Here is a 20532-nt window from a genome sequence, read left to right as displayed (position 1 = left end):
ACGTCGATACATTCGACCGACGCACGGATTTGCCGCAATCAGGGCCCTGCTGATTTTTCGGGCGTCACTCTCCGTCGGCGTCCCACACGCGCTCGAACTCGACTTCCGCAATCTCGAAGTCGCTCCAATCATCGCCAGAGTCGTAGAGGCTCGCTTCGCCGAGACCGCCGTAGCGGTCTTCTTGATGATCGGGGCCGTAGCGCAGGACACGGCCAGTGTCGTACACCTCGACCTGGCGAACGGGCCAGCCGTCATCGCCAACCTCGAAGTACCAGTCCGAATGGCCCCAGCCGTCGAACTCATCACCTCGGGTCTCGTCCCAGCGACGGCGATAGAAGCGATGCGGCACGGCCGAAGGGTACCGTCGCGCGCCGTCCTCATTTGCCGCGATCCGGTCACCTCCTCTGCGGCAACGATCGGGCTGCGAGCCTCGGAGCTACGACATCACAGGACAGCGCCGTGATCCGTCGCGCCCTGTCGGCGTTCGGAGGGCCAGGTGTTGCACCACAGGCAGCACCAGTAGAGGTTGTCGCGATCGTTGTCACCACCGTTGAAACGGGCAAGGCGATGCCCGAGCGAGCCGATTCGCCTACCTATCGCAGCCCACGCGACAGGTCTGCCGTCCGGGCCGGACGGTCGGCCTTCGACAGCGAAAGACCCGCAGTCGCCGCACTTACCAGCAGCCGCATCGAGAACCTCCCACACGACCGACGCGGTGATCCGGAGGCCGGGAGGACCGGACATCAGCCGCGGCCGGTTGGCCCGACGCGCTTTACGGCTGCACCATGCCATCCGCTGAGCCGTCGTGGTCGCGGCCAGAAAATCCGCCCAGGACCGGTACACCGGGTCAGGCACGGTCCCCTCACCAACGGGTTCCGGTGCCAGCGGCGCAGGGTGCATGGCAGCCAGAAGCTTCTCTCGTTCCTCTACTGGCAGCGTGGCGGCGAACGCCAGCAACTCAGCGGCGGTCGGCGCTTCTCGATCCCCTTCCATAGGAGAATTGTGCAGCCATAGGGCTGCAAGGCTCCGCCGAGGTGAACTCCCAGCAACGCGGTCTTGAGCGTGAAGCCCGCAGCGGTGATGCGATGTCCTCTGTGGTGATGAGCCTCGGGAAGCAAAAACCAGGGGGCACCGTCGTCACCATGCCGGCAGCTACTCCGGGACCAGTTACCCAGAGCCAGCCACCTGCCATGCCAGGCCGACGACGTCGCCGTGGCCGGATCGGTTCACGGACGGGTGACTGAACGACGCCTGCCGCATTGACCACGCGCCATCCGGGAACAGGCCGATAGTCGAACACGTCGATGGGCACAACCACAGGAAACCAAGACGGAAAGCGATTTGGTCGGGAGAAAGCCATGGCCTGGGTCGAAGAGCGCGGAAGCCGAAGCCGAGTTCGCTATCGCCGGGCCGGGCGCACCGTCACCGACAGCACCTATACCCGCCGCGAGGACGCCGAGGCAGAGGCAACACGGTTGAACAACGCCACCCGGGCGGCCCGGCTGCGTTACCAGCCCTCACCGGCGCCGCGGTTGGACGAGTGGGTCGTCATCTGGCAGGCCGGGCATCTGGCCGCCGATTCGACGCTGGCCCGCTACGAGAGCCTGCTGCGTGTACACATCCTGCCCGCGTTCGGCAGCCGGCGCATCGACTCGATCACCCACCAGGACGTCAAAGCGTTCGCCCGCGGCCTGGCCGGGCACCTCGCTGACAGCAGCGTGCGCCACATCGTCACCCTGCTCGGCCAGATACTGCGCGAGGCCGTCGACGACCACCTGATGTTCTTCGACCCCACCGCCCGGCTCCGGCTACGCCGCCTCCCGCGCGAGCAGCGCCCGTTCGCCACAGCCGTCCAGGTCTGGCAGATCGCCGCCCGCATGCCTGACACCATCACCCGCACCCTGGTGATCACCGCCGCCTACACCGGCATGCGCATCAGCGAACTCACCGCCCTCAGCCGCGCCGACCTGCACCTGGCCGAAGCCCGCCTGCATGTCTCGGCCACCACCGGCGCCCTCCACGAAGTCCGCGGCCACCTGACCCTCGGCCCACCGAAAACCCCGGCCGCCGTCCGCGACATCGCCCTGCCGCCGTTCCTCGTCGACGGCCTCGACCGGCTCCTGCACGCTCACCCGTACGACACCGTCTTCTGCACACCGACCGGGCGGTGGCTGTGGCGCACCGACTACAACAACCGCCGCTGGCGACCCGCCTGCGACGGCCACCCCCGCGCCGACTGGCCGCCCATCCTCAGCGGCATGCACTTCCACGATCTGCGCCACACCCACCGCACCTGGATGGACGAAGACCACACCCCCGAAGTGCTCCAAGCCCACCGCCTCGGCCACGCCATCCCCGGCATCCGCGGCGTCTACGCCCACGTCACCCCCACCATGACCGCCCGGCTACTCGACAACCTGCAAGCTCGCTGGCTCGACAACGGCGGCTACTGGTAACCCCAGCCGAACCCGACTTCGTAAGCTAAAAGACGCGAAAGTGCTGGGCATCCCGAGCTCGGCATACCACCGAAGTAACGAGTGATGAGCACGTTGATGGTTACCGTGGGAGCAAAAAGGCTCCCATACGAAGATGGGAGCCGATGAGCAAGGTCAGCGATCATGGTACTGACCTGTGGATCCGAGTGGGCGATACTGGGATCGAACCAGTGACCTCTCCGGTGTGAACGGAGCGCTCTCCCGCTGAGCTAATCGCCCTCAACGAGATGGAACTCTACTAGACGGTGGGCGGCGTGTGTAAATCAGGGGGTCAGCGCCACCCCAGGAAGTCGAGGGTCCAGGTGAACAGGTTCAGGTGGAAGGTGAGCAGGACGCTCAGCCAGACCACCGCACTGATGAAGATCATGCCGACCAGTCCGACGAGGGCCCGGATCGGGAGAGACTGACTGGCGATCCAGTGCGTCCAGCTCTGGACGTGCCGTTTGGTGAAGGCCAGCAGGGCTCTGGCCCAGTGGAATTCGATGGCGAGGATGGCCAGGCCGAGGAGCACGATGGCCCAGCCGGGGCCGGGGAGCGGGATCAGGATGATCCCCACCGCGGTCACCAGGGCGCCCAGAATGCCGACGCCGATCTTCAGAGCCAGCCGGCCAGTGGAGTTGGACCGGATACGGTCAAGCACACGCACGTCGTAGAACCCCGTCGTCCGGTTTTAGGCCCATTTCATCCCCCAGTGTCCGGGGGCCCCGTCACTACCCGGGAGGAATGGACGTTACCGGAGTAAGTCAACTGCTGGACCACCCGACGCCGGGCGGAACCGGGTACTTGGGCGGAACGGGACAAGATATCTCATTGTGTCTCGCTTGGAACGGTTTTCGGAACCGTCTTCCCACTACTGGGTGAGATCAGCGTATGGCGGAGCGTAACGACAGGGATCACCTGAGTATGGGAAACGCGGGGTTCACCAGCCTCGCAGCGGTGCCGGGGGGAGTTCGTCCATGAGTACCATTCGTCCAACGACCGTCGAGGTCGAAACCTCGCTGCGGCTCGTAGCGCCTGACGCGACGGCACTGCCCGTGCGTGCCAGTCTGCGGTACGACCCAGCCGACCCCTATGCGGTCCACGTGTTGTTCCACGCAGAATCAGCCGGTGGGGAAGCCGTGAGCTGGTCTTTTGCGCGGGAACTGCTCGTGACCGGGCTCGATGAGCCGGCCGGGATCGGCGACGTCCGGGTGTGGCCGTGGGCCACCCCGCGGGGCGATTTCGTCGCCCTGGCGCTCTCGTCACCTGACGGGAACGCGCTGTTCGAGGTACCGCGCAGTGTCCTGGTCCGCTTCCTGCGGCGCACCTATGTGGTGGTGCCCCGCGGCCGGGAGTCGGACCACCTGGACGTGGACGCGGCAGTCAATCGGCTACTGGCCGGCCGGTAAGCGATATCAGCGAGACCCGCACGGACTCTGCCGGTCCGCGCGGGTCTCGCTTTATCCGGAAATGCAATCGATCTCCAAAAAGAAATCGGAATCGGACGTATAGCGAATACCGAGCCGGAAATCGGACATAAACCTCAGTCGGTGCGCTAGTGGATGCGAAGGAACGCATCGACGACTACCGTCAGGCGCGATGTCAGCACTCATTCAGTACACCGAGCCGGCACCCGCCTCCCTTCCACCGGACTGGTCGGGCGTCGGGGGCTGCACCTTGCCGGTGGCCGCCGGCGCCACCACCGACCTGTTGAACTGTCACGCGCTCGTGCTCAGCACCGACGGACCACTGCTCGCCGAGATCGACTTCGCCGAGTTCTCGTCCGGTCCGGGCACACTGCTCTGGGTCCGGCCCGGGCAGGCGCTACGGTTCGCCGAATCACCGGACGATCCGGTGACCATCGTGTTCCGGCCGGGCCTTTTCGGCCCGGACGAGCTGCCGGGGGTGAGTCCCGACGATCCGGCCGGGCCGGCCCGCGCGCCGCTGGCCCCACCCGATCCGGGGGTCTTCCGGGCCGCGTTCACCCATCTCATCGCTGACTCCGCCGGGCCACCGGGGCCGGTCACCGCGGCGCTGCTGCGGCATCAGCTGGCCGCGCTGTTGCTGCGTATTCGGGCTCTCGATCCGGACGGCGACGTGCGGGCACACGTCGAGGGCCGGACGTTCGAGCGGTTCCGGATCCGGCTGGAGGAGGGTTATCCGCACACCCGGCGAGTCGAGGACTATGCCTCGGAGCTGGGCTGTTCGGTGCGGACCCTCACCCGGGCCAGTCTGGCGCTGTCCGGGCGTACCGCCAAGCAGGTCGTCGACGACCGCGTCGCACTGCAGGCCCGGCGCCTGCTCGCCGCGACCCCGTTGTCGGTCGCCGAGGTGGGCCGCATCCTGGGGTTCGGGGAGCCGACGAACTTCGGCCGGTTCTTCCACCGGGAGACCGGCCTGAGTCCCGGGCAGTTCCGCGGACGGTTCACCGACGACAGTCCAGGGGGGATACCCGGACCGCGACGCCCCACTGACTGACGGTTAATTCCCACAAATCCCTGGGGTATGTGCATCCGGATTGCATGGCCGGGGCAGAATAGTCGGGTGCAGATCTCCGCGCGCGGCGACTATGCGGTCCGGGCCGCCCTCAGCTTGGCGCAGGCTTACCCGGCGCTGATGTCCGCCCAGGCCATCGCTCAAGACCAAGAGATGCCCCGGAAGTTTCTCGAGGCAGTGCTCGCCGACCTGCGTCGTGCCGGTGTGGTGCGCGCGCAACGTGGTGCCGAGGGCGGTTACACGCTGTCGCACCCACCGCGGGACGTGACGATCGGCCAGATCCTGCGGGCCGTCGACGGTCCGCTAGCAGGTGTGCGTGGCCTCCGCCCGGAGGAGACGCAGTACACGGGGGCCGCCGAGAACCTGCCGAACCTGTGGGTCGCGGTGCGAGCCGCGGTCCGCGAGGTCGTCGACGAGGTGAGTCTCGCCGAGTTGATCAGCGGGCGGATGCCGGCCCACGTCCGCAAGCTGACCACCAGGCCGGATGCCTGGCAGCCACGCTGACGTTTGTAAATCGATCCCATCGGGAATCAGGTCTCCCGTCACCACCTAGATGGGAGAGGCTCCGATGGGCATCGTTTTCCGCAAGCGCAAGAAGATCGGCCCGCTGGTCCTGAACTTCACCGAGAACGGGTACTCCTCGTGGAGCCTCAAGATCGGCAAGTGGTCCTGGAACTCCAAGACCCGCGCGCACCGTTACGACCTGCCCGGCCCGATCTCCTGGAAGCAGGACAAGAGCCGGTCATAGGCTGATCGTCACGTCGCCGCCGAGCCGGCCCTCCGCCGGCACCCGGGTGACCGCGCCCTCGTCCACGAGCGCGTGGAGCACCCGGGTGGCGTCGGCGGCACGGTAGACGGTCGCGGTCAGCGCGAAAGTGCGCAGTCCGGTCACCGTCGCGGGCCCGGCCGCCAGATGTTCTAGCAGGTCCCGCTGCAGCGCGGCGTCGTCCGGCAGGCGTTCCGGGTCGGCCACCCACAGCGCCTCCTTGAAACCCTCCAGGCTCTTGGCCGAGCCGGTGGCGAGTGCCATCACCTCGCCGTTCGCCAGTTCGACCGCCGTGACCAGCGGGAACCCCAGTCCACGATAGGGGTCGACGCTGCCTCCCGGCGGGAGTACGAGCAGCACTTCGGCCGGTTTCCCGGCGGTGATCGCGCGGACGGTGGTCACCGCGGGCGGTTCACTCGCGGCCGAGGCGTCGAGATAACCCAGCAGCGGTACGTGTAGAGCACCGGCCGCTTTCAACACGACGGGCAGGCGCTCGTCGGTACCACCGCCGACCGGTAACACCGCGAGCCCGGCGGTCATCCCCCGCTCCCGCTGTGTCGCGGTGAGCCGTTTCCCCACCTCGGTCATGTCCTGGCCGACGGCCACCATGGACAGTTCCCGACCCCGTGCAAGATCCGGCAAATCGGCCAGTACGCGCACGGCGGCCTCGGCGGCGGCACCCCCGTCGGCGTCGGCGAACCCGTGCACATAGGTCACCCGCCGCGCGCGGCCCAGCGCCCCTTCGGCCCAGGTTCGCAGGTGGCGGACGAGTAGTTCAGTCTTCACGGACGAGATCACGGACATACCGAAGTTCTACCGTGTCCACTCCGCTACCGAAAACTTGTACCGAGGGTGTTCAGTTGAGCACTATGGGAAACATGGCCCCTCCGCTCGCCGAAGTCACCGCCCAGGCGCAGACACTGTCGTCGTCGGGTGATCTCGCGGGCGCCCGGGCGGTTCTGGACGATCTGCTCCGTACCGCCGACGCCGATCCGCGCCGGGCCACCGCCGATCTCGCGGTCGCCGCGACCCTGCACGCCCGGATCCTCATCGCCCTCGGCGACCCGGAGTCCGCCCGGTTGTGGGCCGCCTTCGCGCACTCCGCCGACGAGCGCCTGCACGGCCGGCGTGACGAGCGCACCATCGCCGCTGCCGCCCTGCACGCGGCGGTGCTCCAGCGCATCGGCCAGCACGGCCGGGCCGCCTCGGTCTACCACGACCTGATCGGCGAGCTGGCCCTGACCGACGGTCCCGATTCCCCGCGCGTGCTGGCCGCCGAAGCCGACCTGGCCACCGCCGAACACGCCGCCGGGCACTGTGCCGAGGCCCGCGCCCGGCTGGCCCGAGCCTGGCGGCGGCACCGCCGGATGCACGGCGACGCCAGCGCGGCCGGTGTCAAGATGCTGGCCCGGCTCGGCTCGATGGAGCGCGAGTGCGGCCACGACGCCGAGTCCCGCGAGCATCTGGCTCTGGCGAGTGAGCTGAGCGCCCGCTATCTGCCGGCCGATCACCCGCTGGCCCGGCAGACCGCCGCTCTCATCGCCGGCACCGCGTCCGGGCGGCACACCTGCGGCCGGCGCGACGCCACCGGCGGTAAACCGTTCCGGCCGTTCCCGCGCCGGCCCACCGTGCCCGACCCGACCGGGGCCGGGCCGTCACCGTTCCCGGTCCACGCGCCCGGCCAGCCGCCGCCCGACGACCGGCCCACCGACCCGGCCGGCACGGTCTATCCGGTTCCGCCGGACGCGGCCGGTACCGGCGGTCCACCGGTCGCGTCCGGCGGTCCACCGGTCGGCGACCCGGCCACCGGCGGCGACTACTACGACGACCTGCCCCCGGCGGACGACCGGATCACCGACCCCAACGGGACCGTCTACCAGCAGCCGCTCTATCTCGCCGACCTCGGACTGCCCGGTGACCCGACCGGCCGGCACGCCCGCGCCGACACCCCACCGCCGCTGCCCGGCAACCGCGCCCCCGACTACGGAGAGGACGGCAAACCCCTTCCCATCGGTACGGCACGGGCCAGCACCCGCACCGATCCGCCGAACTCACGGCGCCTGCCGGTTCGTACCGAGCAGCCGGGTCGTTCTCGTATCGCCCACCCGCTGTTGCTCGCCGCGATGCTGGCCGGAGTGGTCGCCACCGCCGCGGTCGTCGTCATCCTCACCCTGCCCGGCGCCGACGGGGCGACCCGGTCACCGGAACCGTCCACTCCGGTCGCCGCCGACCCGCTCACCGCCACCGTCGTTCCCGGCGCCCCGCAGAACGTGCGGTTGCGCGACGGCGGCGACAGTGTCGCGCTCCAGTGGGCCTACCCGCGCGGCGCCACCGGGGACGTGCTGATCACCGGTGGACGAGCCGGGCAGGCACCGGTGACGATCGCCGAGCTGCCCACCGGCGCCGCCGACTACGTCGTCTACAGCCTCAGCGCCGACGCGGACTACTGCTTCACCGTCGCGGTCGAGTCCACCGGCCGTACCACGGCGGCAGCCGCCCCGTTATGCACCCGGCGGTGATGCAACCGTCCCGCAACCGGCGGCGACCCGAACCGCTCCTCCTGCCCCGGACCGTGGGTCGTCACGGGCCACGACAGGGAAGAGGCACAGTGACGACGGAAGCGGCGAGTCTCGTCCCCATCGAACAGACTCGGCAGCTCACCGAACTCGAAGCCGCCGTGACGGAACTCGAAGAGCGGACACCGTCGCAGTTCCGGACCGTGTGGGCGCCCGCCGCCGCCCTGCGCCAGCGCGCCGAGGAGGTCGGCGCCGACGAGATCATCCAGCGCGCCGTCCTGCTGCAGGCCGGAGTGCTGCTCCGGGAAGGCCAGACCGGTGAGGGCGGCCAGCTCGCCCTCCAGGTCAAGGCGTGGGCCGAGGAGAACGAGGCACGCTACGTACTGGCCCGCGCGCACCGGGAACTGTCCGTCTTCTACCGGCACGTCGGTGACTTCTCCGACGCCCTGACCCACGCGGTCCAGAGTGTCGCTTTCCTCACCGACGACGTGCCCGCCCATCTGCGGGCCCGGCACCTGATGACTCTCGCGGTCGCGCTCTCCGACACCGGCTCGCACGCCGACGGCAAACGTCGCGGCCGGGAGGCCCTGGCACTGTCCGCCCAGGCCGGCGACCACGAGATGGTCCTCGCCATGCTCAACAACATGGCCTACAGCGCGGCCGAGATCGGCGACGAGACCGAGGCCCGCGCACTCGTCGCCCAGATGCGTGAGGTCCAGGGCCGGGACGGGCACCGGTTCACCGCCAACGAACTCGACACCATGGCCCAGGTCGAACTGATGAGCGAGCGGTACGCGGCGGTCGAGGAGCTGCTCTCCCCCGTGCTGGCCGACCTGGTCGTCGCCAACGAAGGGGACGCGCTCGCCGAGTGCCGGCTCACCTTGGCCCGGGCCCGCCGTCTCGACGGGCGCCACGACGCCGCGCAGGAAGCCCTCGACGCGGCTCGGGCCAGCTGCGCGGAACGGCAACTCGGCGCCATCGCGGCCCGGGTCCGTCAGGAGCAGGCCGCCCTCTACGCGGCTACCGGGCGCTTCGCCGAGGCGTACGAGGAACATCGCAGTTTCCACGCCGACATGACCGCGCTCCAGTCGGTGCAACGCGATGCCCGGGCCCGCGCGCTGCAGGCTGTCTTCGAGGCCAACGAGGCCCGCCGGACCAGCGAACACTTCCGGGAGATGGCCCACCGGGACGCGCTGACCGGACTGCACAACCGGCGGTACGTCAACGAGCGCCTCCCCGCCCTGATGCTGGAATCCGCCGCCCGTGGCCGCCCGCTGTCCGTGGCGATCATCGACCTGGACCACTTCAAGCGCATCAACGACACTCTGTCGCACGCCACCGGGGACACCGTTCTGCAACGTGTCGCCGAACTGATCGAGGAGGCCGCGCCCGGAGCCGCCGTCGCCGCCCGGATGGGTGGCGAGGAGTTCCTGCTGGTCTTCCCCGGAGTGGACGCCGAGGAGGCGGCCATGCGCTGTGAACGGCTGCGCCTGCGGATCCGGGCCCACGGCTGGGAGCCGGTCACCGGCACCCTCCAGGTGACCACCAGCATCGGGGTGACCACGACGGACGCCGAGGTGACCAGTTTCTCGGCACTGCTGTCGATCGCCGACCGCAACCTGTACGCCGCCAAACGCTCCGGCCGCGACCGCGTCGTCGCCGGCTGACCCACAGCGTCCTCCCCCGGCCAGGCCCAGAAGATGTCAGAGGGTCCGGGCAGAATCCGGGTATGGCCGATGACTCGACGATCCCGTTCCCCTCACCCATGACCCCGGCCGCCGGGCAGGCCGAGGTCTTCGTCCGCTACCTGGACTTCTATCGGGAGACCGTGCTCGCCAAAGCCGGTGGGCTGCCCGAGGCGGAGCTGCGGTCCAGCCGTCTGCCATCCGGCTGGACGCCGTTGGAGCTGCTCAAACACCTGCGGTTCGTGGAGTTGCGCTGGCTGGATTGGGGTTTCCAGGGCCGTGCCGTAGACGAGCCGTGGGGTGACCGGAAAGACGACCGCTGGCACGTCGGGCCGGCGGAGACCCTGGCGGAACTCGCCGCCGCGCTGCGCGCCCAGGGTGTGCACACCACGGCGGTGATCACCGGGAACGACCTGGCGGGGATCGGGCAGCCCGGCCCACGCTGGGCCGGCGACGACCCGGCCACTCTGGAGCGGATCTGTTTCCACCTGCTCCAGGAGTACGCCCGCCACGCCGGCCACCTCGACATCGTCGCCGAACTGGCTGGAGGCCCCATCGGCGAGTGAACCGAACAGTAGGGCCGAGGCCGGCTCCGGACCAGATCGGTGGTCGGCGTGGATCGGGTCAGAGGTCGACGTCGGCCCGGACCGGGTAGTGGTCGGAGGCCGTCGCGGTGGTCTCGTCGCGGAGGGACCACAGGCGCTCGGCTCGGGCTGCCAGGGCGGGGCTCGCCATCAGGTAGTCCAGGCGGACGGCGCCGAACTCGCGGCCGGCGTAGTCGGTGGGAACGGTGCGGCCGTCGCCCTCGCCTACCGTGTGCCACAGGTCGGTGTAGCCCTCCTCGTGGAACGCCGCGATCGCCCTGGTGTCGGCGGTGCCGTCCGGCGCCAGGTGTCGCTGCCGGTAGAGCGAGGGCAGGCCCGCGAGCTCCCGCTCATGGTCACCGAGCGGGTCGAGCCCGTTCATGTCCCCGGCGATCACGACCAGGCCGTCGGCCGAGGCATGCCGGGCGGCGAGCCAGCGGGCCTCCCGGTAACGGCGGGACGGGGAGAACGGGTTCAGGTGGGTGCTCACCACCGTCAGCGGGCCCGCGCCCGTCTCCACCACCACCTCGGCGGCGGCGTGGTGGAGGCGCCACGTGACCGACGTACGGCGAAGGATCTTGAAGGGGTTGCGGACCAGGACGGCCACCGGCTGGGCCAGGGCAGACGGGGCCATGTGGGCCGTCATTCCGGTGGCGGTGGCCAGTTCCTGGAGGCGGCGGCGGCCGTAGCGGCGGTAGTTCAGTAGTTCCTGCAGGCAGAGGACGTCGGGACGGGCGTCGCGGATGACCTGGATGATCGCCTGCAGACGGTCACCGCCGCCGTGTTTGATGTTCCAGGTCATCAGGCGCAGGGTCATCCGACCGTCTCCAGGCTGCGGGATCGGTTGGCCCGCTCGGCCTCCTCGGCGGCCTCGCTGAGGGTCGCGGCGTTCGCGTTGGGGCGGATCACCCACCAGAGGACGCCGATCCAGGCGGCGGTGAGCAGGGTGGCGCCGAGAACGTCGGTGGGGTGGTGCATGCCGCGGTACATCCGGGACGTCGCCACGATCGCCGGCATGATCACCGCGAGGGCCGGGAAGATCCAGCGCCACGGCTGCCGGACCCTCGCCATCACGATGATCGCGATGGCGACCCAGAGGCACATGGTGGCGGCGATGTGGCCGGACGGGAACGACGACGTCGGCATCTGGCCGTCGATCTGCTCGACCGACGGGCGTTCCCGGCCGACCGCGACGGCGGCGCAGAGGAACAGGGTCAGTTCGCCGACCATGGTGAGGGCCAGGAACAGGACCGGCCGCCACTGCCGCCAGGCGGCCAGCGCGATCGGGCAGAAGATCAGCGAGATGATCAGAATGGCGTGGGTGTCGCCGGCTTTGCTGGCGAGCCAGCTCAGGTGGTCGAGCGACGGGGTCCGGAAGGTCTGGAGCCAGCGCGGCACACCGTCGTCGAACGGCGGTTCCCAGCGGGTCACCGAGTAGCCGACCACGTAGAGCAGGCCGAACACGAAGACCCAGCCGACCAGGATCTCGGCGCCCTTGGCCCACGGGTGCGGCAGGAGTTCCTTCTCGGCGGGGGCGGGACGCAGGTCGGGGCCGGCTTCCGGGTCGAGGCCGTCGGTGATCGGCGGGGTCTCGTGGCCGGCCTCCCGCCGCCAGATCCGGAAGGCGTACGCGGTGACGCTGATCCAGGCGATCCCGAGCAGCCAGCCGCCGAACACGTCGGAGAGGAAGTGCACACCGAGGGCGATCCGGGTGAAACCGACGGCGGCGACGATCACCGCGGCCAGGCCGATGAACCAGGGCCGCCACCGGCGCCGCATCGCGGGCAGGAAGATCAGCACGAGCATCCCGTAGACGACCATCGAGCCGAGCGCGTGCCCGCTGGGGAAGCTGTTGCCGGGTGCGGAGGCGACCGGCACCTCGACGACCGGCCGCAGCCGCCCGATCAGCGCTTTCAGCGACGGGTCGAGCACCAGCGCACCGGCGCCGGTGACCAGCAGGTAGATCGCCGGGCGGGGCAGCCGGCGCAGGAACAGCAGGACGGCGGAGAGCAGCACGAGCGGGAGCAGGACGCCCCGGCCGCCGAACGAGGAGATCTGCTGGAGCACCGCCACGGTCGTCTCGGAGCCGGCCGCCCAGCTGTTCAGGTTGTGTGCCACCGACTGGTCCAGGTTCAGCAGTGGCTGCCAGTGGAAGCGGACCAGCAGGAGCAGCACGCCGAAGGTGAGGCCGATGGCGGCCACCACGATCAGGCCCAGCACACTGCGTTCGGCGAAGTGCCGCACGGGCGCCCAGCCGGTGCGTTCCACCACGCGGTTGTCTTCGGTCACGGCGCACTCCAACGTTTGGGGGTGCGCGCTTGCTTACCCGGCCGGCTCGGGTGTCACACCGGGATCCCGTTGCGCCGGGATGTCCGGTTTCTCGTCGGGTTCCCAGCGGTCCTCCAGAGCGGGCCGGGGCACGCCGACACGACGGGCCTCCAGCTGGGCGGCGAAGGCGAGACCGACGAAGATCGCGATGCCGGTCAGGTTGGCCCAGATCAGCAGCGCCATCATCGCGGTGAGCGGGCCGTAGGTGGCGCCGAAGCCGTCGCTGAACCGGATGTATCCGGCGAGCAGAAGACTGGCGAGCCACCACAGCACGGTCGACACCACGGCACCGAACAGCAGCCAGGAGAGGGCGGGCTGGTTGCGGCGTACCGAATGGCGGAAGAGCAGGCCGACGGCGAAGACGATGAGGGCCAGGCTGACCGGCCAGCGGACCACGTCCCACGCCACCCGCAGCCCGGACGAGATGCCGAAATGTTCCTCGGCCGAGTCACCGGCGGCTTTCCCGGCCACCAGCAGCAGGAAGCCGAAGAGCGCGGGGAGCCCGGCGATCAGGGCCAGGACCGCGGCCCGCAGATACTTGGGCAGTGCCGGCCGGTCGCGTTCGACGCCGTAGATCCGGTTGGCGCCACGCTCGATCTGGGCCATCGCGCTGGTCAGCGCGAACAGGCCGGTGACCATACCGAGGGTGAGTGCCAGCTCACCGGCGTCCTCGGTCCGCTCGTCGTCCATCAGCAGCTCGGTGACCAGCGGCTCGCTGGCGCCGGGGGTGAGCGCGATGACGGTGTCGGCGACGACCTGGCCGCCGTCCTCGACACCGAGGTCGGTGGCGAGCCCGGACAGAGCGATCAGGAACGGCACGATCGCCAGGCAGAGCTGGAAGCCGAACGCCCGGGAATGGCTGAAGCCGTCACCGTAGCGGAACCGGACGAACGCGTCGTGCAGCAGCGGCCAGCGCCCGTAGTGCCGCAACGCGAGGAACGCGTCGTCGGCGGAGAGTTTGTCCCCGGGCATCATCCGGGTCTCGGGGACCGGTTCGGTACTGCTCAAGCCTTCTCCTCCGCCACGGCCTCCCGAAGCGGTTCGGCACGTTCGGCAACCGCGGAGGCGTCGTACGCCAGGTCCGGATCAGCGTCCGGCTGGGGCACACAGAGCAGCAGCGCCTTCGGCCGGACCTGGATCTTCATGACCTTGCCCGGGGTGATGGTGTCACCGTCGAGCTGGCGGGCCTGTGCCCGGTTGCTGTAGATCTCAATCCGCTGTGCGGTATAGGTCTCCATCAGCGGCACCCGCTCCCGGCGGCTGAGCACGGCCCAGGCCAGGGCCGCCCAGTGCGCCAGGTTGGTGGGGCTGAGGATGGCCACGTCGAGCCGCCCGTCGTCAGGCTCGGCCTTGCTGAGCAGTTTCACCCCGCCCTGCAGCCGGCCCACGTTGCCGACGATCACGGCGGCCGGGCGGCGGGGCATCGGTGGGCCGCCGTCGAGCCGGATCCGGGCCCGCATCGGCCGGTCCAGCAGGTGTTTGGCGGCGCCGCCGAGATAGGCCGGCCAGCCGATGTGCTTCTTCGCCCGCTCCGAGGTGTCGCCCAGCATCTGGGCGTCGAAGCCCATGCCGGCCATCACCACGAAACAGCGGTCGCCGAGCATGCCGACGTCGATACGTCGGCGGCCGCCCTCCAGGGCCACCTCCAGCCCGGCGGCCGGGTCGTTGCCGAGTCCCAGATTGGCCGCGAGCAGGTTGCCGGTGCCGGCGGGCAGGACCGCGAGGGCCACGCCGGTGCCGCTGAGCGCGGTGACGACGGCGGTGACGGTGCCGTCGCCGCCGCACGCGAAGACCAGCTCGGCGCCCTCAGCGATCGCCTGTTTGGCCTGACCGCGGCCGGAATCGCCGGGGGTCGTCTGGTACCAGGCCGGTGCCGGCCAGCCGGCCCGGCGCAGAGCCTCGTGGACGGTACGCCGCAGGTGATCGGGATCGGCCACTTTCTTGGGGTTGTACACGACGGCGGAGCGTGGTCCTGTCACGTCGCCCAGTTTGCCGGAGTCATGTCACGGCGGCGACTCGACCGGCACGGCCGGACACGTGCGAGGCACACTTCTCGGGTGACCGATTTGACGTACCCCCATGTTGGGTCGACGCGGACCGGGCGGCTACCCGCCGGGTACCGGCATCTGCGCTACCGCACCCGGCTCGGCACCGGGGAGGACGTGCTGGCCCGCGCCGGCGAGGCGGTCCTCAGTTTCCGGATGCACCGGGCCACCGGCACCCGGATCACCGCCGACGCCCACCGGGCCGCTCCGGGGGTGCTGCTCACCGTGGGGCTCGGGCCGCTGCGCGCGCCGTGCGAGGTGGTCTGGACGCTGGAGGAGGGTGACCGGATCGGGTTCGCGTACGGCACCCGGCCGGGTCATCCGGCCACCGGCGAGGAGGCGTTCGTGGTGGAACGCGACGAGCACGACCGGGTGTGGCTGGTGGTGACCGCGTTCAGTCGCCCGGCGGGCCCGCTGATGCGGGTGGCCGGGCCGTTCGCGGTCGGGTTCCAGCACATGTTCGCACGCCTCTGCGGGTTCGCCCTGCGCCGCCTGGGTACCGTGAAACGGTGAGAGTGACCTGGTGGGGACACAGCACCGTGTGGCTCGAGGACTCCGGCACCCGGCTGCTGACCGACCCGGTGCTGACCGGCCGGCTCGCGCATCTGCGGCGGATGGCCGGCCCGTCACCCCGTCTGCCCGGCGCTCCGGACGCGATCCTGCTGTCGCACCTGCACGCCGATCACTTCCACTGCGCGTCACTTCGTGCCGTACCCGGCAATCCGCTCTTGATCGTGCCCAAGGGAGCCCGGGGGTTCGCCGCCCGCGCCTTGGGCCCGGAGATGGCCCGCCGGGTGGTGGAGCTGGCGCCGGGTGAGGAGACCGAGGTGGGCGCGGTGCGGGTGCGGGCGGTTCCGGCCGCGCACGACGGCAACCGGGGGCCGTGGTCGCGGGAGCGGGCGATCGCCGTCGGGTTCGTCGTGGAAGGGGTGGCCCGGACCTGGTACGCGGGCGACACCGGCCTGTTCGACGAGATGTCCGATCTGGGGCCGCTGGATCTGGCACTGATCCCGGTCGGCGGCTGGGGCCCGACGCTCGGCGCGCACGGGCACCTGGATGCCCGGGACGGTGCCGAGGCGCTGCGCCGGGTGAAGGCGTCGTGGGCGGTGCCGGTGCATTACGGGACGTTCTGGCCGATCGGGATGGGCCGGGTGCGGCGGCACATGTTCGACGAGCCGGGGCCGCGGTTCGCCGAGTTCGCCGCGCAGGCGGCACCGGACAGCCGGGTGCGGGTGCTGGCGCACGGCGAGACCCTCGATCTGGAGCCGGCCGCGTGATCGGCACGCTGAGTTCGCTCGGCTGGTTGCTGCTGGTGGTGGCGTTCGGTGCGGTGGTGCCGATCGTGCCGACCGGGGCGGCGGTGAGCGGGACGGCGGCGCTGATGTTCCACGAGCACCCGTTCTCGATCGGGTTCGTGGTGGCGGCGGGCGCGGCCGGGGCGTACGCGGGCGATCTGGTGATGTACGCGATGTGCCGGTTCGGCGGTGAGAAGCTGGCCCGCCGGTTGCGCTGGCTGCGTGACGAACAGCGGCTCGCCGGGGTGAAGGATCGGCTGCGGGAGCGGCAGGTGCCGGTTCTGCTGGTGTCCCGGCTGATCCCGGGCGGCCGGATCCCGGTGCTGCTCGCGGCCGCCTTCGCCGGAATCCGGTGGCGTACGTTCGTGGTCGCCAACCTGCCGGCCTGCGTGCTGTGGTCGGTGGTCTACGCCGCGATCGGGCTGGCCGGCGGGTCGCTCTTTCCCGAGCCGTGGCAGGGCGTGGTCGCCGCAGTGGTGGTGATACTGCTGGTCAACCAAGCCCTGACGTGGTGGGACAAGCGCCGCGAGGTCAGTACTTCAGGTGCGTCCGGGTGAGCTTGCCGACTCGCTCCACCAGGCTGATGCCGCCGGTCATGCTCTTGTTGGTGTGCGAGAGCACGGCGATCGAGACGTCGGTGTCGTCGCCGGTGATCTGACCGACCGTGTTGATGATCCACAGGTTGCTCTCGGTGGAACGCTGCAGCCAGCCGTTCTTGACGGCGGCGTCCTCGCCCTCCGCGGCCACGGCCGGGACGCCCCAGTCCTGGTCGGTGGAGACGGTGGTCATCAGCTTGTGGGCGTACTGCCGGGAGGTGCCGTCCAGCTCGCCGTCCTCGTCCTCGATCGCGGCGAGCAGTTTCACCTGGTCCTTCACCGTGGTCTTGGTGAGGCCCCAGGAGCTGCTGACCTTGGTCTGGGTGAGGCCGAGCCGCTTGTTGCAGGCGCTGAGCCCGGTGTAGCGGCCGATCTTGCTGAACAGCGACGTGGTGGCGGCGTTGTCGCTGAACCGGATCATCTTGTCGGCCAGGGACTTCTCGCTGGTGGTGACCTTGCGGTCGTCGTCCTGGGCGGTCATCAGCAGACAGGCGAGCACCTGCACCTTGACGATGCTGGCGGTCTCGTACTTCTCGTCGCCGCGGTACGCGTACGTCTCGCCGGTCTTGCGGTCGAAGACGGCGACGGAGAACTCGGGTTTGCCGGTCGCGTATTTCTTGAGCGCCGCGTCGAGGGCTTTGACCCGTTTGGCGCGCTCGATGGCGGCCAGCTCTTCAGGAGTGGGGCCGGTCGGCGTGGGGGACGCCGCCGCCGGGACGTCCCGGAAGGAGCCGGCCAGCGAGCCGCCGGTTCCGCCGGAACCGCTGCCCAGCATGCCTTGGGCGACCAGGACCGAACCTCCCAGGATGCCCACCGCGGCGGCCACGAGGATCAAGTTTCGGGAACTAGGCACCCATGCATACTGCCGTGTCGGTGGCCTCTGTGGCTCGCCGGATTCCTGTGTATTCCTGACTTTCGACGCACCGCTGCGCTGCCCGTACGTTGCGTCACCGGGTGCGGGGTGCGGAACCGGCGCACAATGGAACCATGTTCAATCTTCTGTCCGGCGCCGTTCAGCTCACCTCCGCAGCGGTCGGCAAGGTGATCGAGACGGCGGCCACCGCCGCGACCATCCCAGTGCGGGCGGTCGGGCTGATCGGGCAGAGCGAGCTCCTGATCAACCGGGCGACGCTGGCGGTCGCGCAGGTGGAGGCCTTGATCAACCGGGTCTCCGCGGTGGTCGCGGCCGCCGAGGCGACGGTGGCCGAGACTCGGGCGGTGGCCGATGTCGCGGCTCTCACCGTCCAGGAGGCGGCTGCCATCTCAGCCACCGCGGGTGATCTCGTTCGACGGGTGTCGATCACGGCCGAGGCGGCCGGCGTGGTCGTCGGCGACGCCTCCACGGCTGTGAGCGAGGTCACCACCATCGCGAACCGGGCTGGCGCCGTGGCCGGCGAGGTCGAGATTCTGATCGGCGACTACGCGCCGGCGCTGCGTGACGCGGCCCCGCTGGCCGCCCGCTTCGTCGCCGAGCTGACGCCTGACGAGGTGACCGCCGCGATCCGGATGATCGACCAGCTGCCGGCGCTCCAGCACCACCTGGTCACCGACGTGATGCCGCTGCTGGGCAAGCTCGACCAGGTCGGCCCGGACCTGCACAAGCTTCTCGAGGTCACCGAGGACCTGCACCTGGCCATCGCGGGCCTGCCCGGCCTGAAGATGCTGCGCCGCCGCGGCGAGGAGCGGGTGCACGAGAGCAGCTGAGACGGCGCCGGCCCCCGATCCACGTGGATCGGGGGCCGGTGCCGTGCGGTGTGTCTAGAAAGACGCGGTGGGTCTTAGAAGACCGAGACGCCGTAGACGCTGAGCGCCTCGGTGACCGGCTGGAAGTAGGTGACGCCACCGGAGGTGCAGTTACCGCTGCCGCCCGAGGTCAGGCCGTAGGCGGCGGTGCCGCGGTAGAGCGGGCCGCCGCTGTCGCCCGGCTCGGCGCAGACGGTGGTCCGGATCAGACCGGAGACGGAGCCCTGGGAGTAGTTCACCGTGCTGTTGAGCGCGGTGACCGAACCGGTCCGGGTGCCGGTGGTGGAGCCGCGACGGGTGACCGCCGTGCCGACCGCCGGGGTGGAGGCGGAGCTGAAACCGCCGGTCTTGGCGATGGTGGTGTTGGTGTAGCGGACGATGCCGTAGTCGTTGGTCGGGAAGCTGGTGCCCGACCGGGTGCCGAGGGTCGCCGAGCCGTTGGTCCAGGTGGTCCCGGCGTTGGTGCAGTGCCCGGCGGTCAGGAAGTAGTTCACGCCCGCGCTGGTGCGCACGTTGAAGCCGAGCGAGCAGCGGCTGCCGCCGGTGTAGATGGCGTCGCCGGCGGCGATGAAGGTGCTCAGGGTGCCGGGAACGCTCTCGACGCGGGCGGTGTCGCCGAGCTTGGCGACGGTGGCCTGGACCGCGGCGAGCTTGGCGCCGGTGACACTCTCGTCGACGCTCACCACGACCTGGTTGGTGACCGGGTCCACCGCGAAGGCGGTGCCCGGGGTCTTCAGGTTGGTCTTGAGGTTCGTGTCGGCGGCGGCCAGGGTCGCACCGCTGTGCTTGACGTAGCGAACGGTGGCACCGGCGGCCCGCACCTCGGCGGCGGTCGCCGCGTCGGTCACGTTCACGACCAGCTTGCCGGAGGCGTCCACGTATGAACCGGCGTCACGAGCGCCGAGTTTGGCGTCCAGGGTGCTGGCGAGAGCCGAGTGGTCGCCGCTGATGATGGGCGCGGCCGACGCGGGGGACGAGGCCAAGCCGCTGGCGACGAGAACGCCCACCGCGAGGCCGACGATCGGTCGGCGAAGCATCGGGTTGAGCACGTTTCCTCCCAGGGGAACGGGTGGGGTACGCCGATCCGACGTACCTCGTGCTCGTAGTATTTAAATTGTTCGATCTAAGGGCAAGGCGGGTTAATGATCACCAAACATAGATCGACATGATGGTGACCAGGCAAAACACCCAGGGCATATCGTGGGCTTATGGCCTTTTCGGGATGAAAGTCCGGAGAAGCGTAACCGGCCGGCAACATTTCGTCGCCGGCCGGCACGAGCCCTACATCGACACACCTCGACGACCCGCCTACCGCTCGACGACGACGATGGGAGCGTCGTCCGCGAGCCGGTAACCGAGGCCGTACACCGTGGTGATCAGCTCCGGGTCGTCGAGCTTGGTGCGCAGGCGGCTGACGTGCACGTCGACCGTGCGATTGGTGGTGTGCCGGTGACCCCAGACGTGGGTGAGCAGCTGAGCCCGGCTGAACACCTGACGCGGGTGCCGGGCCAGAAAGAGGAGCAGGTCGTACTCCAGGCGGCTGAGCTCCAGCAGGCGGCCACCCCGGAACGCGGTGCGGGCCCGCGGGTCCAGACGGATCTCGGCGGCGCCCCCCGGCCGGGATCCGGCCTCGGCACCCCCCAACTCGACCGCGGCGGTGGCACCGGCGGCATCGACCAGCTCACGGAGAGCGGCGAGCACCCGCTCCCGGCCACCGGCACCCCCGGCGATGCTGATCGTCACGGTGACGGGGGCCTGATCGTCGTCCAACTGCTGCTCCGGCGGCGAGTCGGGCACCGGCCTGAGCAAGACCGGGCGGGGGTACGTGGCGTGCGGGTGCGCGACGGCGAGAACGGACATGACTACTCCTTCTGACCCTTCAGGGGGCACGTGCACCGGCCGATTGCGGCCGGGCGCACCGCAAGGATACATTTCCTATCTGTTAGATAGGCATCTCCGATCATAGTGGCGGGCATCATATCCTGGCCAGTGACCATCACCCAT

General features: G+C 70.0%; 22 protein-coding genes and 1 tRNA gene. 12 read left to right on the top strand and 11 right to left on the bottom strand.

Annotated features, from left to right (window positions below; all coding sequences use genetic code 11):
- Positions 1–64: 64 nt before the first annotated feature.
- Entirely contained in the window at positions 65–349 is a 285-nt protein-coding gene (locus BLU81_RS42130; RefSeq protein ID WP_092554621.1) for a hypothetical protein, read from the bottom strand.
- Between the two features lie 1009 nt (positions 350–1358).
- On the opposite strand from BLU81_RS42130, the gene BLU81_RS42125 reads away from it, so the two are divergent.
- Positions 1359–2456, top strand: a complete 1098-nt coding sequence (locus BLU81_RS42125) for a tyrosine-type recombinase/integrase (protein WP_172890723.1) — start codon at positions 1359–1361, stop codon at positions 2454–2456.
- 186 nt (positions 2457–2642) lie between these two features.
- On the opposite strand, the gene BLU81_RS42120 is transcribed toward BLU81_RS42125, so the two are convergent.
- Both BLU81_RS42120 and BLU81_RS42115 read right to left on the bottom strand, forming a co-directional pair.
- Positions 2643–2714, bottom strand: a tRNA-Val gene (locus BLU81_RS42120).
- A 52-nt stretch (positions 2715–2766) separates the two neighbouring features.
- Positions 2767–3141, bottom strand: coding sequence for a TIGR02611 family protein (locus tag BLU81_RS42115; RefSeq protein ID WP_092554617.1), 375 nt, complete (start codon positions 3139–3141; stop codon positions 2767–2769).
- 310 nt (positions 3142–3451) lie between these two features.
- Here BLU81_RS42115 and BLU81_RS42110 point away from each other — a divergent pair, with 310 nt between their 5' ends.
- The 4 genes from BLU81_RS42110 (at position 3452) to BLU81_RS42095 (ending at position 5718) form a co-directional block, all read left to right on the top strand.
- Positions 3452–3883 carry an SsgA family sporulation/cell division regulator gene (locus BLU81_RS42110; protein WP_014446635.1) on the top strand — a complete coding sequence of 144 codons (432 nt, stop codon included), beginning with the start codon at positions 3452–3454 and terminating at the stop codon, positions 3881–3883.
- Between the two features lie 190 nt (positions 3884–4073).
- On the top strand, positions 4074–4952 hold the full coding sequence (locus BLU81_RS42105; protein WP_092554615.1) for a helix-turn-helix transcriptional regulator: 879 nt from the start codon (positions 4074–4076) through the stop codon (positions 4950–4952).
- A 66-nt stretch (positions 4953–5018) separates the two neighbouring features.
- Positions 5019–5474 carry an RrF2 family transcriptional regulator gene (locus BLU81_RS42100; RefSeq protein ID WP_092554613.1) on the top strand — a complete coding sequence of 152 codons (456 nt, stop codon included), beginning with the start codon at positions 5019–5021 and terminating at the stop codon, positions 5472–5474.
- A gap of 64 nt (positions 5475–5538) precedes the next feature.
- Positions 5539–5718 carry a DUF4236 domain-containing protein gene (locus BLU81_RS42095; protein ID WP_092558420.1) on the top strand — a complete coding sequence of 60 codons (180 nt, stop codon included), beginning with the start codon at positions 5539–5541 and terminating at the stop codon, positions 5716–5718.
- Here BLU81_RS42095 and BLU81_RS42090 read toward each other — a convergent pair.
- Positions 5713–6522 (bottom strand): hypothetical protein, encoded by an 810-nt coding sequence (locus BLU81_RS42090; protein ID WP_231953777.1) that lies wholly within the window; start codon positions 6520–6522, stop codon positions 5713–5715. The two genes, BLU81_RS42095 and BLU81_RS42090, sit on opposite strands and share 6 nt — an antisense overlap.
- Positions 6523–6614: 92 nt before the next feature.
- On the opposite strand from BLU81_RS42090, the gene BLU81_RS42085 reads away from it, so the two are divergent.
- The 3 genes from BLU81_RS42085 (at position 6615) to BLU81_RS42075 (ending at position 10503) form a co-directional block, all read left to right on the top strand.
- The gene (locus tag BLU81_RS42085; RefSeq protein WP_231953776.1) at positions 6615–8255 is read left to right on the top strand and encodes a fibronectin type III domain-containing protein; all 1641 of its coding nucleotides are present in this window, start codon (positions 6615–6617) and stop codon (positions 8253–8255) included.
- Positions 8256–8344: 89 nt separating this feature from the next.
- Positions 8345–9919 (top strand): tetratricopeptide repeat-containing diguanylate cyclase, encoded by a 1575-nt coding sequence (locus tag BLU81_RS42080; RefSeq protein WP_231953775.1) that lies wholly within the window; start codon positions 8345–8347, stop codon positions 9917–9919.
- A 62-nt stretch (positions 9920–9981) separates the two neighbouring features.
- Positions 9982–10503 carry a mycothiol transferase gene (locus tag BLU81_RS42075; protein WP_092554607.1) on the top strand — a complete coding sequence of 174 codons (522 nt, stop codon included), beginning with the start codon at positions 9982–9984 and terminating at the stop codon, positions 10501–10503.
- 58 nt (positions 10504–10561) lie between these two features.
- Here the strand turns inward: BLU81_RS42075 and BLU81_RS42070 are convergent, their stop codons facing one another.
- Genes BLU81_RS42070 through BLU81_RS42055 form a run of 4 tightly spaced genes read right to left on the bottom strand, consistent with a single transcriptional unit; the run spans position 10562 to position 14828 of the window.
- Positions 10562–11338, bottom strand: coding sequence for an endonuclease/exonuclease/phosphatase family protein (locus tag BLU81_RS42070; RefSeq protein ID WP_092554605.1), 777 nt, complete (start codon positions 11336–11338; stop codon positions 10562–10564).
- A complete protein-coding gene (locus BLU81_RS42065; RefSeq protein WP_172890722.1) occupies positions 11335–12810 on the bottom strand; it encodes a phosphatase PAP2 family protein in 1476 nt (491 codons plus the stop codon). Before BLU81_RS42065 ends, BLU81_RS42070 begins: the two co-directional genes overlap by 4 nt.
- Positions 12811–12843: 33 nt before the next feature.
- Positions 12844–13857, bottom strand: a complete 1014-nt coding sequence (locus BLU81_RS42060; RefSeq protein WP_092554603.1) for a YihY/virulence factor BrkB family protein — start codon at positions 13855–13857, stop codon at positions 12844–12846.
- Positions 13854–14828, bottom strand: a complete 975-nt coding sequence (locus BLU81_RS42055) for a diacylglycerol/lipid kinase family protein (protein ID WP_092554601.1) — start codon at positions 14826–14828, stop codon at positions 13854–13856. The genes BLU81_RS42060 and BLU81_RS42055 overlap by 4 nt, the downstream gene beginning before the upstream one ends.
- 78 nt (positions 14829–14906) lie before the next feature.
- Between BLU81_RS42055 and BLU81_RS42050 the strand changes: the two genes are divergently transcribed.
- From BLU81_RS42050 to BLU81_RS42040, 3 genes are read left to right on the top strand one after another with little or no spacing between them, the layout of a single operon-like run.
- Positions 14907–15407, top strand: a complete 501-nt coding sequence (locus tag BLU81_RS42050) for a DUF1990 family protein (RefSeq protein ID WP_092554599.1) — start codon at positions 14907–14909, stop codon at positions 15405–15407.
- On the top strand, positions 15404–16171 hold the full coding sequence (locus tag BLU81_RS42045; protein ID WP_092554597.1) for an MBL fold metallo-hydrolase: 768 nt from the start codon (positions 15404–15406) through the stop codon (positions 16169–16171). The genes BLU81_RS42050 and BLU81_RS42045 overlap by 4 nt, the downstream gene beginning before the upstream one ends.
- Positions 16168–16746: a DedA family protein gene (locus BLU81_RS42040; RefSeq protein ID WP_231953774.1), complete on the top strand. Its 579-nt coding sequence runs from the start codon at positions 16168–16170 to the stop codon at positions 16744–16746. Before BLU81_RS42045 ends, BLU81_RS42040 begins: the two co-directional genes overlap by 4 nt.
- On the opposite strand, the gene BLU81_RS42035 is transcribed toward BLU81_RS42040, so the two are convergent.
- On the bottom strand, positions 16721–17638 hold the full coding sequence (locus BLU81_RS42035) for a serine hydrolase (RefSeq protein WP_307833807.1): 918 nt from the start codon (positions 17636–17638) through the stop codon (positions 16721–16723). The two genes, BLU81_RS42040 and BLU81_RS42035, sit on opposite strands and share 26 nt — an antisense overlap.
- Before the next feature lie 134 nt (positions 17639–17772).
- On the opposite strand from BLU81_RS42035, the gene BLU81_RS42030 reads away from it, so the two are divergent.
- Positions 17773–18489: a hypothetical protein gene (locus tag BLU81_RS42030; RefSeq protein ID WP_092554595.1), complete on the top strand. Its 717-nt coding sequence runs from the start codon at positions 17773–17775 to the stop codon at positions 18487–18489.
- A 74-nt stretch (positions 18490–18563) separates the two neighbouring features.
- Here BLU81_RS42030 and BLU81_RS42025 read toward each other — a convergent pair whose 3' ends face one another.
- Together BLU81_RS42025 and BLU81_RS42020 are read right to left on the bottom strand one after the other, a co-directional pair.
- Complete coding sequence (locus tag BLU81_RS42025) at positions 18564–19565, bottom strand: S1 family peptidase (protein WP_092558410.1); 1002 nt, start codon at positions 19563–19565, stop codon at positions 18564–18566.
- A gap of 271 nt (positions 19566–19836) precedes the next feature.
- Positions 19837–20388 (bottom strand): winged helix-turn-helix domain-containing protein, encoded by a 552-nt coding sequence (locus BLU81_RS42020; protein WP_092554593.1) that lies wholly within the window; start codon positions 20386–20388, stop codon positions 19837–19839.
- Between the last annotated feature and the right edge of the window lie 144 nt (positions 20389–20532).

The sequence above is a fragment of the Actinoplanes derwentensis genome, from assembly GCF_900104725.1.
In the GTDB taxonomy this organism is placed as follows: domain Bacteria; phylum Actinomycetota; class Actinomycetes; order Mycobacteriales; family Micromonosporaceae; genus Actinoplanes; species Actinoplanes derwentensis.
Note: the sequence above shows the minus strand (reverse complement) of the source record. Positions and strands in the feature narration are given on the sequence as shown.

Bases quoted from the DNA above. Each gene is read 5' to 3' on its own strand.
- BLU81_RS42020 (WP_092554593.1), bottom strand. From the start codon at position 20,388: ATGTCCGTTCTCGCCGTCGCGCACCCGCACGCCACGTACCCCCGCCCG.
- BLU81_RS42105 (WP_092554615.1), top strand. From the start codon at position 4,074: ATGTCAGCACTCATTCAGTACACCGAGCCGGCACCCGCCTCCCTTCCA.
- BLU81_RS42085 (WP_231953776.1), top strand. From the start codon at position 6,615: ATGGCCCCTCCGCTCGCCGAAGTCACCGCCCAGGCGCAGACACTGTCG.
- BLU81_RS42025 (WP_092558410.1), bottom strand. From the start codon at position 19,565: ATGCTTCGCCGACCGATCGTCGGCCTCGCGGTGGGCGTTCTCGTCGCC.
- BLU81_RS42110 (WP_014446635.1), top strand. From the start codon at position 3,452: ATGAGTACCATTCGTCCAACGACCGTCGAGGTCGAAACCTCGCTGCGG.
- BLU81_RS42030 (WP_092554595.1), top strand. From the start codon at position 17,773: ATGTTCAATCTTCTGTCCGGCGCCGTTCAGCTCACCTCCGCAGCGGTC.
- BLU81_RS42125 (WP_172890723.1), top strand. From the start codon at position 1,359: ATGGCCTGGGTCGAAGAGCGCGGAAGCCGAAGCCGAGTTCGCTATCGC.
- BLU81_RS42095 (WP_092558420.1), top strand. From the start codon at position 5,539: ATGGGCATCGTTTTCCGCAAGCGCAAGAAGATCGGCCCGCTGGTCCTG.
- BLU81_RS42070 (WP_092554605.1), bottom strand. From the start codon at position 11,338: ATGACCCTGCGCCTGATGACCTGGAACATCAAACACGGCGGCGGTGAC.
- BLU81_RS42075 (WP_092554607.1), top strand. From the start codon at position 9,982: ATGGCCGATGACTCGACGATCCCGTTCCCCTCACCCATGACCCCGGCC.